Annotated in this window: 15 protein-coding genes and 1 tRNA gene; 10 read left to right on the forward strand and 6 right to left on the reverse strand. The window is 58.4% G+C overall.

The features are described from left to right. Positions 1-67 precede the first annotated feature (67 nt). The 3 genes from ABC336_RS15935 to ABC336_RS15945 form a co-directional block, all read right to left on the reverse strand. On the reverse strand, positions 68-3,973 hold the full coding sequence (locus ABC336_RS15935; protein WP_413239564.1) for an S-layer homology domain-containing protein: 3,906 nt from the start codon (positions 3,971-3,973) through the stop codon (positions 68-70). A gap of 169 nt (positions 3,974-4,142) precedes the next feature. Continuing rightward, positions 4,143-4,391: a hypothetical protein gene (locus ABC336_RS15940; protein WP_413239565.1), complete on the reverse strand. Its 249-nt coding sequence runs from the start codon at positions 4,389-4,391 to the stop codon at positions 4,143-4,145. A gap of 147 nt (positions 4,392-4,538) precedes the next feature. After that, the gene (locus tag ABC336_RS15945; protein WP_413239566.1) at positions 4,539-5,774 is read right to left on the reverse strand and encodes an NAD(P)/FAD-dependent oxidoreductase; all 1,236 of its coding nucleotides are present in this window, start codon (positions 5,772-5,774) and stop codon (positions 4,539-4,541) included. Between the two features lie 180 nt (positions 5,775-5,954). Between ABC336_RS15945 and ABC336_RS15950 the strand changes: the two genes are divergently transcribed. The 4 genes from ABC336_RS15950 (at position 5,955) to ABC336_RS15965 (ending at position 8,523) form a co-directional block, all read left to right on the forward strand. After that, positions 5,955-6,031: transfer RNA gene (locus tag ABC336_RS15950), tRNA-Asp, on the forward strand. 100 nt (positions 6,032-6,131) lie between these two features. Beyond that, complete coding sequence (gluQRS, locus tag ABC336_RS15955; RefSeq protein ID WP_413239567.1) at positions 6,132-7,172, forward strand: tRNA glutamyl-Q(34) synthetase GluQRS; 1,041 nt, start codon at positions 6,132-6,134, stop codon at positions 7,170-7,172. A gap of 135 nt (positions 7,173-7,307) precedes the next feature. Continuing rightward, entirely contained in the window at positions 7,308-7,784 is a 477-nt protein-coding gene (locus ABC336_RS15960; protein WP_413239568.1) for an Rrf2 family transcriptional regulator, read from the forward strand. Between the two features lie 91 nt (positions 7,785-7,875). Continuing rightward, entirely contained in the window at positions 7,876-8,523 is a 648-nt protein-coding gene (locus ABC336_RS15965; RefSeq protein WP_413239569.1) for a nitroreductase family protein, read from the forward strand. Between the two features lie 6 nt (positions 8,524-8,529). On the opposite strand, the gene ABC336_RS15970 is transcribed toward ABC336_RS15965, so the two are convergent. Both ABC336_RS15970 and ABC336_RS15975 read right to left on the reverse strand, forming a co-directional pair. Beyond that, positions 8,530-9,432 carry a sigma-70 family RNA polymerase sigma factor gene (locus ABC336_RS15970; RefSeq protein ID WP_413239570.1) on the reverse strand — a complete coding sequence of 301 codons (903 nt, stop codon included), beginning with the start codon at positions 9,430-9,432 and terminating at the stop codon, positions 8,530-8,532. A 219-nt stretch (positions 9,433-9,651) separates the two neighbouring features. Then, the gene (locus ABC336_RS15975) at positions 9,652-10,101 is read right to left on the reverse strand and encodes a carboxymuconolactone decarboxylase family protein (RefSeq protein ID WP_413242535.1); all 450 of its coding nucleotides are present in this window, start codon (positions 10,099-10,101) and stop codon (positions 9,652-9,654) included. Between the two features lie 160 nt (positions 10,102-10,261). Between ABC336_RS15975 and ABC336_RS15980 the strand changes: the two genes are divergently transcribed. The 6 genes from ABC336_RS15980 to ABC336_RS16005 all read left to right on the forward strand — a co-directional run bounded on the left by ABC336_RS15980 (position 10,262) and on the right by ABC336_RS16005 (position 15,022). Beyond that, the gene (locus tag ABC336_RS15980) at positions 10,262-10,720 is read left to right on the forward strand and encodes a VOC family protein (protein ID WP_413239571.1); all 459 of its coding nucleotides are present in this window, start codon (positions 10,262-10,264) and stop codon (positions 10,718-10,720) included. 55 nt (positions 10,721-10,775) lie between these two features. Continuing rightward, positions 10,776-11,474: an SDR family oxidoreductase gene (locus ABC336_RS15985; RefSeq protein ID WP_413239572.1), complete on the forward strand. Its 699-nt coding sequence runs from the start codon at positions 10,776-10,778 to the stop codon at positions 11,472-11,474. Between the two features lie 331 nt (positions 11,475-11,805). Then, complete coding sequence (locus ABC336_RS15990; protein WP_413242536.1) at positions 11,806-13,284, forward strand: protein adenylyltransferase SelO; 1,479 nt, start codon at positions 11,806-11,808, stop codon at positions 13,282-13,284. A gap of 28 nt (positions 13,285-13,312) precedes the next feature. After that, the gene (locus ABC336_RS15995; protein ID WP_413239573.1) at positions 13,313-14,302 is read left to right on the forward strand and encodes an EAL domain-containing protein; all 990 of its coding nucleotides are present in this window, start codon (positions 13,313-13,315) and stop codon (positions 14,300-14,302) included. A 208-nt stretch (positions 14,303-14,510) separates the two neighbouring features. Then, positions 14,511-14,753 (forward strand): hypothetical protein, encoded by a 243-nt coding sequence (locus ABC336_RS16000; RefSeq protein ID WP_413239574.1) that lies wholly within the window; start codon positions 14,511-14,513, stop codon positions 14,751-14,753. 23 nt (positions 14,754-14,776) lie between these two features. Beyond that, positions 14,777-15,022: a hypothetical protein gene (locus tag ABC336_RS16005; protein ID WP_413239575.1), complete on the forward strand. Its 246-nt coding sequence runs from the start codon at positions 14,777-14,779 to the stop codon at positions 15,020-15,022. Positions 15,023-15,210: 188 nt separating this feature from the next. Here ABC336_RS16005 and ABC336_RS16010 read toward each other — a convergent pair whose 3' ends face one another. After that, positions 15,211-16,128, reverse strand: a complete 918-nt coding sequence (locus tag ABC336_RS16010; protein WP_413239576.1) for an aldo/keto reductase — start codon at positions 16,126-16,128, stop codon at positions 15,211-15,213. Positions 16,129-16,139: the final 11 nt, after the last annotated feature.

The raw sequence follows: 16,139 nt of genomic DNA on the forward strand, positions 1-16,139 counted from the left end.
TCACTGGATATAAAGACTGCCCCTGCCGGAGGGCGGGGGCTGTCAAGTCAATAATCATGTTCTATGTCTAGTGACCGACCCACTGCTCGCCGCCTTCTGGACGAAGTGCATAAGCGTGGTTGCTGGAAGCCTCGTCGATGTCATAATAGGCCCAGTGTCCCTCGGGTACGTCGGACCAGCGTGGTCCCGTACCGCCATACAGCGGACCACGGTTGAACATACGGTTGAGGATGGTTACCGCTTCTGCCCGAGTCAGCTGCTGCGACGGCTTGAACGTACCGTCAGCGTAGCCGGTCATCAATCCACTGGCCTGAACAGCTTCGACGATGCCGTAAGCCCAGTGAGAGGCGCCTACATCCGAGAAGCTGCCTGTCCCGGAAACTTCACTCAGCTCCAGATAGTTGTACGCGATGACAGCCATCTCAGCCCGGGTAATGCTGCCGCTTGGCTGGAACTGTCCGTTCGGATAACCGCTCATCAAGCCTGTAGCTGTTACCTTGCCGATCGAGCGGGCAGCCCAATGGCTGGCAGCCACATCAGGGAAGCCGCTGCCGGAGGAGGCTGTCTCTGTAACTGCGCCGAGCTTGTCGAGCATCGCTGCGAGCTCAGCACGTGTAGCACTGCGGTTCGGGCCGAACGTACCGTCAGTGTACCCGTCGATATAAGCGGTATGGTAGCCGTCGGCTTCCTGACCCGGCGTACGGTCGCCCAGTTGGAGAACCGTAAACGTGCCGAATTGGTCGGTTGCCAGACGCAGACCGAGCGTGCCGTCGGCAAGCGTGATGACTTCCGCATCTACCAGCGCCTTGCTGCCATCTTCATAGTCGGCATACACGCGGAGTCCTTCCAGGAACGCCTGGCGCGCCTCGGCATCTTGCGGCAGATCCGCTGCATGCAGCGGCAGGATGAGGCCTGCCTCGCGCGAAGGCATATTGGTCTCGATCGTCACGGGACGTCCGATTACGTCGATCGGGTTGCCGTTAGCTGCCTGACGTACAGCTTGGTCGGCTCTTGCGCCTGCAGCGATAGCTTCCAGTGCCGCAGCATCCTTGACAGGCACCAGACGGAAGTAGAGATCGCCATCCAGCTCGTCCAGCGAATGGTTAGGGACCTGGAGAGCAGCGTGAGGAGTGAAGATCTCCAGATCAATGCCATTGCCTTGCAGCGTGCGCAGCGAGGTGCCTGGCACATCGACCTGCAGTTCATCGGCCTGCGCTTGCGTTGCCGGGATGACGATGCGTGCGATCTGCTCTCCGGCAGCCGCCGCTTTGCGTACGGCTTCCTGCGCTTTGTCCGGTGTGAAGGTCACCAGATCGGTCACTCGTCCGTCTTCATGGGTGGTGCGCTCGATATCAATCTTGGTAATATCTGCACCAGCGTCACCGCCGATGACGACATCGACAGGGATCGTCTGCTTGTTACTCGCAGGAGGTGTCACCGGCGGGTAATAGATGCCGCTGTTCGCATTGGCGCGAGTAACCGTGACAGTATACTCCTTCGTAGTACCGTCGAAGCGGTCAGTGACTTTGACGACGACGGTGTTGTTGCCGACATTCAGTGCGAGATTGCCGCTTGCATCTCCGCTTGCGACCTCGGCGAACGGTCCGTTGTTCACGCTGATTTCGATCGTGGATTCAGGATCAAGCGCGACTGGCGTCCAGTTGATTTGGCTGGTGCCGTTGCCTACGGTCATCGTATAGTCTTCCGTCTCCGAGTCGAACGCCGGGCTCAGATGGCCAGCGGACGGATTCAGCTCGACCAGCTTGCTCGACGCACGCCAGACGGTGATGGTGTATTCGTTTAAAGGTTCGCCTGTTTCTTCGTCAAAGGCCGTAACTGTGATTTCATTGGGTCCCTCTTCCAGAGGGAGGTTCTCCCAGCTGTCCGGTGCCCCATCCACTTCTTCGCCATTCAGGCTGACCTTGATTCCTGTACCCGGTGTGTTAGCGTTGCCGGGGGACAGACGGAAGGTCTCGGTATCCTGCGGTACGGCAGTACGGTAGCTGTTCACATCGGTATCAAAATCTGGCTCAAGGATAAGCGCGCCATCACCGGTGGACAGCTCCAGCCCGTCCAGCTTGCCATCCAGGATCGCGATGTCGCCGGCTTCGATCTCGCCCAGTATGTTGAGTTCAGGATAGGCGGCGCCTGTGATCAAGCTCGGGTCGACGTCGTCATAGGCGAGCTGATCCCCCGATTCATAAGGCTCTTCCAGTTGCACAGTAATCGTATCTCCATCTACCGTGAAGCTTTGGACCTGCTTGCCTCCGATCGTCAATCCGGTCAGGTCCATATCTTCGGCATCCGAGAGATCTTTGTTGAATTGCAGCTTGACAGCATGTGGGTCGGCCGGGTCGGTCGTTACCTTGATCAGCTCGAGTGGTGTTATCGTGAAGCTCGCATCGATCGCGCCTTCTCCAGGAGCCGCAGGGACAGGCTGCAGCTTGTTGGCGCTGTTGCTTCCGGATTCTACATTGCTGTTCTCCGTAGGTTCATATACCACCGGATAGAGGCCAGGCGTCACGGGAGTGGTCGGTGCTTCTGGTCCGGTCAGGGCACCTGCCAGCTCTGCCACGACGACATTGCCGTCAACGGAGAGGATGCGGGCGACGGATTGTCCACCTACTGTTAGGCCTTCCAGATTGATGCTGTCTGGATCGCTGTTGAGCGGCAGGTTGAAGGTCAACTCCACCTGATCTGGACGGGTATCGTCCACATTGGCGGTCAGCAGGCGCAATTGGTCCTCGATGACGATCGTCGCCTCGCCGCTGCTTGTGGTACCGGACGTGTTGTAGGCTGTGATGTTAAGCGTCCGGTCGGCGGTCGGGTTGTCCGCATCCAGGTTCAGTCCGTCCGTATCGGGCTTCTCGTAGGTGACGAGACGGGCGAGTTGCTCAATGACCTCATCCGAGACATCCTGTCCGTATACCCGAATGTTGTCGATTTCCAGTGAAGCACCAAGCTGCAAGCCGCCGCTCTGGTCATAAGATCCGGCGACGAATCGGAATTGGAAATCGCCGTCCGCTGGTATTTTGCCGTAGGAGGTTGTCCAGTCCCTGTCCTTGCCGCGGCTGTATAGGATCTCAAGAGGATCGTCGGATCCAGATTGGATGAGAAAACCGTATATTTCGTAGTCATCCTGGCCGGCTGCCGCTTTCCAATCAAATGCAAGTGAATCGCCGGCTGTTGCGTCAAACATGTCGCTGATGGCTTCGGGGCCAAAAACGGAGCCGTAAGGATGTACATGTGATGTACCCGAGACAGTTCCGTTAGCAAACGTCAGCTGCAGTGCCGAGTTTCCGTTGTCCACACTGATGGATGACGTGAAAGAGCCGCCGCTGCTAAGCGGTCGTTCTTCTCCTTCATGAGTATATTGGATGTCTGATATGTAGCTGTATCCATCTCCGGTAATCGTGAACGATCCATCACCATTAGGTGAAGCCGTCACCGGACGCCCCTGAGTCTTGGTAGCCAGATCGCCAAGGTTGACCAAGGCATCGTTTACTTGCCATCCGGTGGTGATACCATCGTTGAAATCACCGTTCGTGAGCGGTCGGGAGTAGAAGTCAATCTGCAGCGTCTTGCCGCCCGAGCCGTCCAACGTCTCGTTGACCTCTCCGATCGCCTTGGTCGCTGTACCATCCCCCAAGTATATGATGCCTGCAAAGACGGAAACTGCGCCAGCGGTCACATCGAGAGCCTCGGGAGCAGCGACTTCCAGCAGAGTCAATTGCTCATCTGCGAGAGCGCCATCGATGCCAAATGTGATCTCTGAATAATGCTGGGGATCTGCAGAGCCGTCAATGTCAATATTGGGCGCTGCTAGTGCCGGTCCCGAGCCTGCCAAATAGTGCGCATCCGGAGAAGTAATAACGGCCGCCGCTGCAGTTTGTCCGCCAAGTCCTGGCAGGATGCTCAGGAACAGCATAGTCAAGGTCATCAGAATTGCCGTGCCATGTTTTAGTTTTTTCATAAGTTTAGCTCCATCGTATCGTATTTTTGTAGTGCTCAAGCCTATAGGTTCCAGCTGCGTTGCTTATCTTTTCTTTCGCTCACCTCACATTGCCATTTTATTTCGGATCGCAATCCCAAGTATAAAATAAGCCTCTGACCAAACGCTGACCTGGGACGGACAAAACAAGCTAGCGGATCCAAAGGATGCTAGTCTCATCATCTCTGCCGCGATAGTACAATGTGGTTTCCCAGCCATCCAGCTGTTCCTCGATCGTGATGATCTCCAGGTCGGCCTCAAGCTCCGGATCCTCTGTACACAACACGGACAGCCTGATTGTGAGCACATCTGCAAGCGCCTGGTAATCGGCATCCGTACCCTCCATTGGAAAAATATTGACTGGAACCATGCTGTCCCCCAACGGCACACGCAAAAACATACCAGGCCTCCTCCTATTCTGTGGCAGATCCGCAACAGGTCCAGTATACGGGAGAGCGCTGACCAAATAGTGACCAAGAAATGATAAAAAGCCGCCCCGCCGGTCGATCCGGCGGAAGCGGCTTATCGGTATTCCAATCGAAGTATCTCAACCCCGTATGAGCTTGGTCAACAGCGGGCGGTCCTGGGCGTACAGCTCCAGATCGGGACAGTGGCCGTCCAGGATATCCCTGGCGATCAGCTTGGTGAGCGCCTGGCTGTAGACTGTGCCATTGTCTCCGAAGGCAAAGATGAAGTAGCAGCCGGGATAATCATCGTAGCGGCCGACGATCGGCAGGCCGTCGCGCGTGCCGCCATAGAAAGCGGTACAGGCGTAAGCCGGCTCGAAGGGAATCCCGGGAAACCGCTCGCGCAGCGCGTCCAGAAGCATCTGCTGCCGATGATGAAGCTTGTTGTCGCGCTGCTCGGCGATCGTTGTGTTCTCATCCAGACCGCCGATGATGGCGCGGTTGTCCGCTGTCGTGCGCAGATACAGATACGGGCGCGCCGTCTCCCAGATCAGGGTGCGCCCGTGCCAGAAGTCGAAGCTGTCGACCGGCTGGGTCGTCAGGGTGTAGGTGCTAACGAAAGACGCTTGCTTCTCGGACCGGATCTCTACCCCCTCGTAGCCGGCAGCCAGGATGACATGCTTGGCCCGGATAGTATAACCGTTGCGGGTTGTAACCTGCATTTCCTGCCGCTCCCGGTCATAGCGATGGCCGTTCATGGCGGTGTGCTCGTATACAAGTACGCCCTTGGCGGCGGCGTCCCGGATCAGGGCATGGGTATATTTGAACGGATTGAGTTCGCCGTCATTATGGGAGAAGATCGCTGCTTGTTTGCTGAAGGGATAATGAGCCTCGATCTGCTCCTGACCCCAGAAGTCGACGCTGCAGCCTTGCTGCTTCAGATACTGATACTCCTTGTGGAGCCGGGGAACGTCCTCATCGCAGCTGGCAAAATACAGCGTATCCCGGCGCCGGAACTCGACATCCATGGTCAACTGGCGGGACGCCGTCTCGATGCTGTCGATCGCATCCTGGAGCAGCGCCAGATGGCGGGCGATGTAGCGCTCTCCGAACGAGTGGATAAGATCGGTAAACATCGCCTCCCCCGAATACTGGATCAGCGCGGTATTAGTGCTGGTACTGCCGCTGCCGACTGTCCCTTTCTCGATGAGGACGACGTCCAAACCGTGACCCGCGAGCTCGTAGGCGCTTTGGGCGCCTGAGCTGCCGCCGCCGACGATGAGTACATCGCATGCAAGATCAGAATCGAGTGCGGGGTAGGCTGGCGGATCGGGCAGGGTATGGGGCCAGTAGTAGGCTCCGGATTGTAGATTCATGGCAACCTCCTGTATGCAGGTAGTTCATCATGGTAGTATGGCCAATGACGGCGCCGTCATGCATTCATAGGCGGTCTGCAGGCGAGCGATTGTCAAAGGATATCCATGCGAAGTGCGGGCTTGTCAAAAGCTGTCGCCCCATGGTAAGATACGGAGGTGTCCTTGGCACAGTCCTATCGCGGAGCCGTGGTGTAGAGGCCTAACATGCCTGCCTGTCACGCAGGAGACCGCGGGTTCGAATCCCGTCGGCTCCGCCATTCCCGTAATTACATAACCTCACTAAGAAGGGCGGCCATGCTGCTCTTTTTTTAATCCTATGTCAGCTTAGCATGAGAAAGCGGCAGGAGCGTGAAGCCAATGTTAGAGCGATCCCATCAGATACAAGCGGTACAGACAGCCGGTCAGCCTGCGCCCGATCAACCAGCATCATCGGATCGTGCACGAAGGGGCCGCTTCGCGCCGACGCCGTCGGGCCAGCTGCACCTGGGCAACGCCTTTGCCGCCCTGGCAGCGTGGCTGCAGATCCGGCAGGCGGGCGGGACGTTCGTACTGCGCGTCGAAGATATCGACAAGCCGCGCTCCAAGGCCGCCTACCGGGAGCAGCAGCTGGACGATCTGCGCTGGCTGGGTATCGATTGGGACGAAGGCCCGGACATCGGCGGGCCGCATGCCCCGTACCTGCAGAGTCTGCGCGATGAACGGTACGAGGAGGCGCTCGCCCGGCTGGAAGCCGCAGACCTGCTGTACCCATGCTATTGCAGCCGCGCCGAGCTGGCCTCGATCGCCAGCGCGCCGCACGGGCTATCCTCCGAAGGTCCGGCATACCCGGGACTGTGTCGTCATCTGACAGCCACCGAGCGCGCAGTCAGAGCCGAGACCAAGATACCCGCCCTCCGCTTCCGCATGCCGGAGACGCCGACCTCCTTTATCGACGCCATAGCCGGCAGACAAGACTACACAGGTGAGACGCTGGGCGATTTTGTCGTGAAGCGGGCCGACGGCATGTACAGCTACCAGCTGGCTGTGACAGTGGACGATGCCGCGATGGGCATCACCGACGTCGTGCGGGGTGCCGATCTGCTCGATTCGACGCCCCGGCAACTGGCCTTATATGCAGCACTCGGCTTGCAGCCGCCCCGATACGCCCATGTGCCGCTGCTCGGCGATGGAGAAGGAGAGCGCTTCTCCAAGCGCGACAAGTCGCTTACGCTGCAGGCGCTGCGGCAGCGCGGCGTGCCGGCCGAGCGGCTGATCGGCCTGCTGGCCTTTCTCGCGGGCTGGCAGGACCGCCCGGAACCGGCCACGGCTGCGGCGCTTATCGGGCAGCAGGAGCTGGGCCGCCTGCCGCAGGGCATCATCCCGGTTGCGGATGAGCTGTTGGTGTGGCTGAACGGTTAGCAGTCTCATCCCGGAGCAAGCCAAAGCAAGCTCAAGCGCATGCTTGAAGAATACAGATTGCTCTGCTATAATGCATGTCAACTTAGCGGCGGCTTTGCCACGCGTCGCCTGCGTCAAGAAAGGGGCCATCCTAAGATGAAGAAATCCAGATCCGCTTGTCCCTCCAACAGCAAAGCGCTTGGCCTTGCTCTGCAGGCACTGACTATCTTGGCCGACCAGCGGTGCAGACATGCAAGCAGTCATCTGGCCGATCATCTGGCCTCGGAGCCTACGCTGATCCGCAGAATCCTCGCCAGACTGGCGCAGGTCGACATCCTGGAGGTCCGCGAGGGGCGCGACGGCGGGTATTCGTTGAAGCGTTCACCCGCATCCGTGACATGCGCCGACGTGTATCGGGCTCTGCATATTGGTGATCCATTCTGCGATGGCCTGCTGGATTCGGCGGAGGAGCAGCCGCTCGGGGCCAGGATGCAGGAAGCATTGAGCGATATCGCCGGGGAGGTCAATCAGGCGGTTGAACGTGCTCTGGAGCAGTACACGATCGCCGATTTAGTCAATAAGCTCGATTATAGGATTGACAAACACAACGAGTCGGGGATATACTGTGATTAAATTAGCACAGTTAACTATATTTTTTTATTTTTAACTGTGCATTTTTTTGCCCAGTTTAACGATAAGAGAGAAAAGTGGGAGGAATCAGACTATGGAAAGTGTAACGAAGCAAGAAGCAGCATTTATCGATGTCATCAAAGGACGGCGCTCGGTCAGGCATTACGATGCGTCCGTGAAGATCCCGGATGAGGAGCTTAAAGAAATATTGACAGAAGCGACACTGGCGCCATCCGGCGCCAATCTGCAGCCATGGCGATTCATCGTGTTCACCGACCCGGCCATCAAGCAGCAGCTGCTGCCGATCGCGAACAACCAGCAGCAGGTTGTCGATGCGTCTGCAGTCATCGCCGTGCTGGGCGACCTGGAGTCGCACAAGCAGGCGGAGCAGATCTACAGCGCTTCGGTGGAAGCCGGGTATATGACGCCGGAGGTCAAGGAGACACTGGTGGGTCACATCACGGCAGGATTCGCGGGGATGGATGGGCATGCCCGCAAGAACGGCGTTATGATCGATTGCGGATTGGTGTCCATGCAGCTGATGCTGGCGGCTAAGGCGCGGGGCTACGACACAGTAGCTATGGGAGGCTATGACGCGGCTCAGTTCGTGGAGACATTCCAGATCCCCGAGAGATACGTGCCGGTCATCCTGATTGCTGTCGGCAAGGCGTCTCAGACGGGGCACCCGACAGTCCGCCTGCCGCTGGACGATGTCGTTCTGTGGAACGGGATGGCGCAGTAACCAGCGTTATAAAAGATCTGCCGCGAAGTCCCCGAGCTTATGGGGGTTGGAGACAAGGTATAGCGCCCGGATTCCCGCGCCGTCGGGTGTCGGCTCAAGCGTAAGTACCATCGGCAGCCGTCCCTCCCGCTCAAGCAGCAACCCGGGCTGCCCGCTCATCCGTACCGGTCTCAGCTTGCCAGTGAGCGAACCCTTGCGGGCGATGCCGGTGAAGAAGGCGGCGATTCTCTCGGGGCCAAGGATCGGCCGAAGCGCCGCCCGGACGATGCCGCCGCCGTCGCTGAGCAGTACCGCATCCTGGGTGAGGAGCCGGATGAAGGCGTCGAAGCGGCCCGTGGTTACGGCGTCAGCGAACGACTGGACGAAGCGGTCCATCGCCTGATCCCACTCGTTCTCTTCTGCGGAGCCGCTGCGCAAGCCGATCTTGGCAGCTGCCCGGCTGTAGATCTTGCGGCAGGCGGCTTCGGTCTTGCCCAGCATCCCGGCGATCTCGGCATAATCGCAGCCAAGCGAGTCGCGCAGCACGAACACGGCCCGCTCCGGCGGCGTACAGGTCTGCAGCAGCACGAGCATCGCATAGCCGAGCTGCTCCTGGCGCAGAACATGGTCTTGCGGGCCGTCGTCGGTCGCCAGCAAGGGCTCAGGCAGCCAGAGGCCGGGGTAGCTCTCGCGGTTACGCGGCGCAGCTTTCATCATGTTAAGGGCGCGATTGGTCACCAGCTTGATGAGATAGGCTTTGGGGTGATCGATCTGAACCGGGTCCTGCTTGCTGAGCGTGACAAAAACGTCTTGTACCGCATCCTCAGCCTCGCTCTTCGAGCCAAGCATCCGGTAAGCGATGGCAGCCAGCAGCGGCTTGTACTGGCGATACCACCCCTCGATAAGCAGCTCTCCAGATTCTGTGTTCATAATGCTCCTCCTAAAAGTTTTCCGAAGGAAAACTCGCTTCGGAAGGATTGGCTAAAAGTTTTCCGAAGGAAAACTCGCTTCGGAAGCATTCGCTTAGTTTTCCGAAGGAAAACTCGCTTCGGAAGCATTGACTTGCAATTGGACCATTCATTTCTCCTTAGTGTACCCTCCGCAAACGACAGAAGCCACCCCTGGCGGGATGGCTCGGCTCAGAAAGGGTCAGACCTGAAAGCATCCCGGATACATGCCTGTGGCAATGGCGATCCGGTTCCAGCTGTTGATCGCGATGACCGCCATCACGAGGGCGACATATTCGCTCTCATCAAAGTGGGTCCGCACCTCATCATACAGCGCATCCGGCACCCCGCGCTCCGCGATCAAGGTCGCTGCCTCGGTCAAGGCCAGCGCAGCTTTCTCCTTGTCGGTAAACATCGGCGCTTCGCGCCAGACCGAGATAAGGTGGACACGCTGCTCGGACTCACCCATTTTACGAATATCCGCCGTATGCATATCCAGACAGAATGCGCAGCCGTTCAACTGTGAGGCTCGGATTTTGATCAGCTCGTACAATACCGGATCCAATCCCATGCCCTTGGCGGTCTCCTCCAGCTTCAACAAGGCCTGAAACCCGGCAGGATTGGCCGCTTGATGATTCATACGCAATTGCATCATGTATTCCTCCTTGGTATTTGTTTTTCACTAATGTAGACAATCGAATAACCGGTTTTGTGACACCCGGAGCAACAAAGATGATTGACAGCGATTACATCGGTTAGTAAGATGAACATGCTGCAAGTCTACTACGGATTCCAGAGAGGATGTATCCACTATGTCAGGACTGCTCGGCAACAACATCATCACTCAGATCGGTATTCTCGTGCATGATATCGAGAAGGTCAGCCAAGCCTATGCCGACTTTTTCGGCGTGGACAAGCCGAAGCCCATCATGACGGACGCGCTGGAGAAGACGCAGGCAGAGTACAACGGCGAGCCTTGTCCCGCCAGGGCCAAGCTGGCCTTCTTCAACATGGGTTCGCTGCAGCTGGAGCTTATCGAGCCCGACGAGCATCCCAGCACATGGCGCGACTATCTGAACGAGCATGGCGAGGGGCCGCATCATATCGCCTTCGTCATCGAAGGCATGAAGGACAAGATCACGCTGCTCGAGAGCAAAGGCTTCCCGCTGCAGCAGAAGGGCGAGTATACGGGCGGGCGGTACGCTTATATCGATACCTTCCCGCAGCTCAAGGTGCTCGTCGAATTGCTGGAGAATGACAAAAAAGCTTAATACAGCTTATTGTAGAAGTTCAACCTTATACGGAAAGGAAAGGGAGGGGTAAACGTTGAACATCCTGATAACGGGGGCTAACCGCGGTCTCGGCTGCGAGCTGACTGCCGAAGCGCTGGAGCGCGGCCATCGCGTCATCGCAGGCGTGCGATTCCCGGAGGCTGGCCATGACCGGTTGACCGCGCTGGCGGCAGCCTATCCCGGCCAGTTGGAGGTGCTGCAGCTCGACGTCACCGACGAGGCGGGGATCGCCCGGCTCGCTGAGCAGTTGGGGAAGGCTGGACGCACGCTGGGCGCCATCGTCAACAACGCCGCTGTTCTGCTCGCACGCAATACGCAGATCGAAGCATTGGATATCGAAGATCTGGAACGAACCATGGATATCAACCTTTACGGGCCGATGCGTATCGTCAAGCATTTCCTGCCGCTGCTCACGGAACCGGATGCGGTGATCGCCAATATATCGTCCGAGGCAGGCAGTATCTCCAATGCCTACCCCGGCGATTATCCGTATGGCATCTCCAAGACGGCGCTCAATATGTTCACCCAGCAGCTGCAGTCGTATGTGCGCGAGAAGGGCATTGCAGTGCTGAGCATCCATCCCGGCTGGATGAAGACGGATATGGGCGGCGAGGCCGCTCCCGGAGATCCCAGGCGGAGTGCCGGCGGGATCCTGGATCTGATCGAGCGCCGGGTTGTCCCGGAGGGACGCTTCCGGTTCGTCGATCATACGGGCAAGGACATGCCGATCTAGCACAGTCGACCATGCTCCGCTGTGCGACGTTATGTGAGCCTGCATCCCCTGTGGATGCGGGCTTTAGCTGGTTGTAAGAGTCCCGTACCACCAACCAACGAATATGATCGAATTCAGAGGCGATGAAAGTCGTGCAGCCCTGCAAGCAAAGACTTCACCTACGAATTGGTATACACTGAAGGTATGAAGTTGTGTCCGTGAGACCAGCCTAACGTTTGACGGATGCGAGCTGAAGGGTAAAAGGAATCCAGACACGATAATTTTATGCGTTCGGAACAGGTCGGAGTTGCGGGCTGGCTTCGAACAACCTTTAAATAAGGAGGCAATCATGGTGACGGATAACAGGAGTGATGCTGCAAACAACCCAGGCTGGAACTTCGACAACAGCTATACCAGGCTTCCAGATCCGTTTTATTCCCGGCTGGAGCCGACCCCGGTCAGTGCTCCGGAACTGGTCGTCGTGAATGACGCGCTGGCAGCGGAGCTGGGACTGGATGCAGAGCTGCTCAAGACGCAAGAGGGCGCGGCCATCCTCGCCGGCAACCAGCTGCCGCCGGGAGCGGACCCGCTGGCACAGGCTTATGCAGGGCACCAATTCGGCCATTTCACGATGCTCGGCGACGGGCGTGCGATCCTGCTGGGCGAGCAGGTGACACCAGACGGCGAGCGCCGGGATATCCAGCTCAAGGGGCCGGGCCGGACGCCATACTCCCGGCAGGGAGACGGCCGGGCGGCGCTCGGTCCGATGCTGCGGGAGCATATCATCAGCGAGGCGATGCATGGCCTCGGCATTCCGACGACCCGCTCGCTGGCGGTGACACTTACGGGAGATCCGGTCTACCGGGAAGAAGTGCTGCGCGGGGCGGTGCTGACCCGGGTGGCGGCGAGCCATCTGCGCGTCGGGACGTTCCAATATGCGGCAGGACTCGGTCGCAAGGAGCTGCTGCAGGCGCTCGCGGATTATACGATCGAGCGGCATGATGCGGAGCTTGCGGGTACCGAAGACCAGTATCTGGCGCTGCTGCGGCACGTCGTCAGCCGCCAGGCGGCGCTGATCGCCCGCTGGCAGCTCGTCGGCTTCATCCACGGCGTGATGAATACCGACAATATGGCGCTCAGCGGCGAGACGATCGACTACGGCCCGTGTGCCTTCATGGACGTATTTGACCCGGCGACGGTATTCAGCTCGATCGACCGTCAGGGACGTTATGCTTACGGCAATCAGCCGAAGATCGGCGTCTGGAATCTCGCCCGTTTCGCCGAGACGCTGCTGCCGCTGCTGGATGAGGATACCGATGCGGCGGTACGGATCGCCGAAGAGGCGCTCGGCGCGTTCAGCACGGAGTTCGAGCAGCACTGGCTGAGCGGGATGCGGGCCAAGCTGGGACTCTTCACCGAGGAAGCGGAGGACGGTGAGCTGGTGCGCGGACTGTTGGATCTGATGCATGCCGAGAAGGCGGATTACACTAACACGTTCCGCGCTTTGACGCTGGGCCAGCCGGAGCGGTCGCCGCTCTCCTGCGCGGCAGACTTTGATGGCTGGCTGGAGCGTTGGCGGGCGCGCCGCGGCCGTCAGCCCGAGCTGGAGACGATGTCCGAGCAGCTGATGCGCCGCACCAATCCTGCGGTGATCCCGCGCAACCATCTCGTCGAGGAGGCATTGGCTGCAGCAGAAACCGGGGATTACGACGTCATGCACCGGCTGGTGGCGGCACTGGCCGATCCCTTCGCATATACTGCTGAGCAGGACGCCTACGCGGAGCTGCCGGATAGCTCGGACCGGCCATACCGGACATACTGCGGGACTTGATGACATCTAGACAAAGGACTGATTTCAAGTGGACAATTGTGCAAGTTGTTATCCCGCGGAGCCCATCTATGAGCTCCGCGTGGAGGGGCGTCCCAATCTCGAGGTGCTGGCAGGCATGACAGCCATGCTGCCTCCCATGGAGCGCCATGGAGAAGGAGACTGGCAGCAGCTTCGGCTGCGTGAGCAAGATCTGATCGGACTGGCGGACTTTGGCGCGGATCATATGGAGCTGGAGCGCATGTACTACCGATCGCTTGCCGATCCGCAGTGGCAGCCGTTCACTCGCATCGGGGAGACGCTGGCGGCACGCTGGGTAGATGACGTCATCCTGCACGAGAGGGTCGTCTCCTGGGCTCAGCCGATACTGGATGCGCAGGGCGGGCTCTACGCGCACGAGATGCTGGCCCGTTTCGAGCAGCCGGACGGCAGCCTGCTATCGCCGGGTGAAGTCTTCGCCGCTGCGAAGTCGCGCAATCGGTTGTATGCGCTGGATAAGCTATGCCGCATGCAGGCGATCCGCAGCAGCGTCCACCTGCCGAAGAAAGTATTTATCAATTTCATCCCGACGTCGATCTATTCGCCGGAGCATTGCCTGCGGTCGACAATCGCCCTTAGCCGGGAGCTCGGCTTCGAGCCGTCGAAATTCGTCTTCGAGGTCGTGGAGACCGAGCAGGTGGAGGATTATAAGCATCTCAAGACGATCCTCGACTATTATCAGGCCAGAGGCTTCCAATACGCGTTGGATGATGTAGGGGCGGGCTACAGCACGATCGAGCTGCTGGAGGATCTGAAGCCTCATTACATGAAGCTGGATCGGTCGTATGTGGATGGTGTCGCCGCACACGAGGAGAAGCAGGTCACAGCGCTTCAGATGCTGGCTGCCGCCCGGGGCGCGGGGGCCGTCCCCCTCGCGGAAGGCGTGGAGAGGGAAGCGGACTTTGCATGGCTGCGGAATCAGGGCTATGAGCTTTTTCAAGGTTACTTGTTCGGCAGGCCTGAGCCGGTTGTTAAGCAATAATACATACTTAACAGGAACAGCCGTCTTGGTGGAAGACGGCTTTTTTCGTTGTTCAGGAAATGATACACGATCCCATCCGGCAGGCCCAATTCCTGTCTAAACAGGATGGTTGCTGTTTAATCAGGAGAGATATGGGTGAAAGGGTACATGAGGAAGGTTCTGCCAGCAGCAGGATCTTCCCGATATCCTGCAGAAAGGAGGTCAAGCCATGAAAAAGATTAACCGGGTATTGCTGGTCCTTGCCATGGTGCTTGCAGTATCGTTCGCATTTGGAGCGGTTGCCTCTGCGGACTTCACTTACTGGTACAACGACGGCTCAAGCGCTTGGGCGCAGTTGCATTATACGAACGATGAAGGAGCCTGGGCATTGCCGATTTATCAAAATTCCTTTGGCGATGTGTTTGACTTAAGCGACGTGCAAGAGATTCAGGTTGTCTATCTGAACCGATGACAGAGGGAAGGCGGTGAGATCCAATGAACAAGCTGAAGAAAAGACTGTTTAGTGTCCTCACGGCAGTCATTATTGCCAGCTTTGCCATGGTCGGCTCGGCCAGCGCCCAGAACCAGGACGGTTCCTCCGGCGGTTGGTCCTACTGGTTCTACGATGGCTCCGGCTGCTGCGCGATGCTGTATCATGCGCCGGGCGACGGCAGCGCGCATGTGTTCACTGGCTTATACCAGGATAGTAATGGCGAGATCTTTTATTATGCAATCCAATAGAAAGACCCCCAAAAGAAAAAAAAGGCTGCCGGATGCTCAGCAGCCTTTTTGGTTGTTTGGGAAGTGATGCAACACTTTGAAAAGTGGATAAGCAGGTCGACGGAGTAGGGAAAAAGACCGCTGAGGGGAGTGCTCCCTCACGAACGGACACAGCAACGCCGCCCGGCGATTACGCCGCGAAGTAAGCGCTATGGCAGGATGTTGCCGGCCGCGCGATAGATGGCGTACCATTCTTCGCGGCTCAGCTGCACGTCGGCAGCCTTGCAGCAGTCCAGCAGGCGCTCGATGTTCATCGTGCCGGTAACCGGCTGCATGCGGGCCGGGTGGCGGAGCAGCCAGGCGATGGCGATCGTCGTGTTGCTCACCCCGTGGGCAGCCGCCACTTCGTCGATCTGCTTGTTCAGCTCGGGGAACTTGTCGCTGCCGAGGAAGACGCCCTCGAAGAAACCGTATTGGAACGGCGACCACGGCTGGATCGTGATATCGTGCAGGCGGCAATAGTCCAGGATGCTGCCGTCGCGGTTAACGGCGGCCTCGTTCTCCATGTTGACGTTGAAGCCTTGATCGATCATCGTCGTATTGGTGATGCTGAGCTGCAGCTGATTGGCGACGATCGGCTGCTTGACGTACTTTTGCAGCAGCTGGATCTGCATCGGATTCTGGTTGGATACGCCGAAATGACGCACCTTGCCGGAGCTTTCCAGCTTGTCGAATGCTTCAGCTACCTCCTCCGGCTCCACCAGCGTATCCGGGCGGTGCAGCAGCAGCACATCCAGATAGTCGGTCCGCAGGCGCTGAAGCAGGCTGTCCACGGAGCCCAGGATATGCTCCTTGGAGAAGTCGAACATTCCTTTGCGTATACCGCACTTGGATTGGAGGATCAGCTTCTCCCGGACGGAGGGACTCATCTGCACGGCGTCGGCGAAGATCTCCTCGCAGGTGCCGCCGCCATAGATATCGGCATGGTCGAAGAAGTTGGCGCCGGCATCGAGCGCCGTCTTCACGAAGCGTTCGGCCTCCGGCTTGTCCAGTCCGTTGATGCGCATGCAGCCAACAGCAATGACAGGCACCTGCAGCTGACTGGTTCCCAGTGTAATCGTTCTCATATTGATATGTC

Origin of the sequence: Paenibacillus jepli, from assembly GCF_047238105.1 — a bacterium.
Lineage (GTDB): Bacteria > Bacillota > Bacilli > Paenibacillales > Paenibacillaceae > Paenibacillus_D.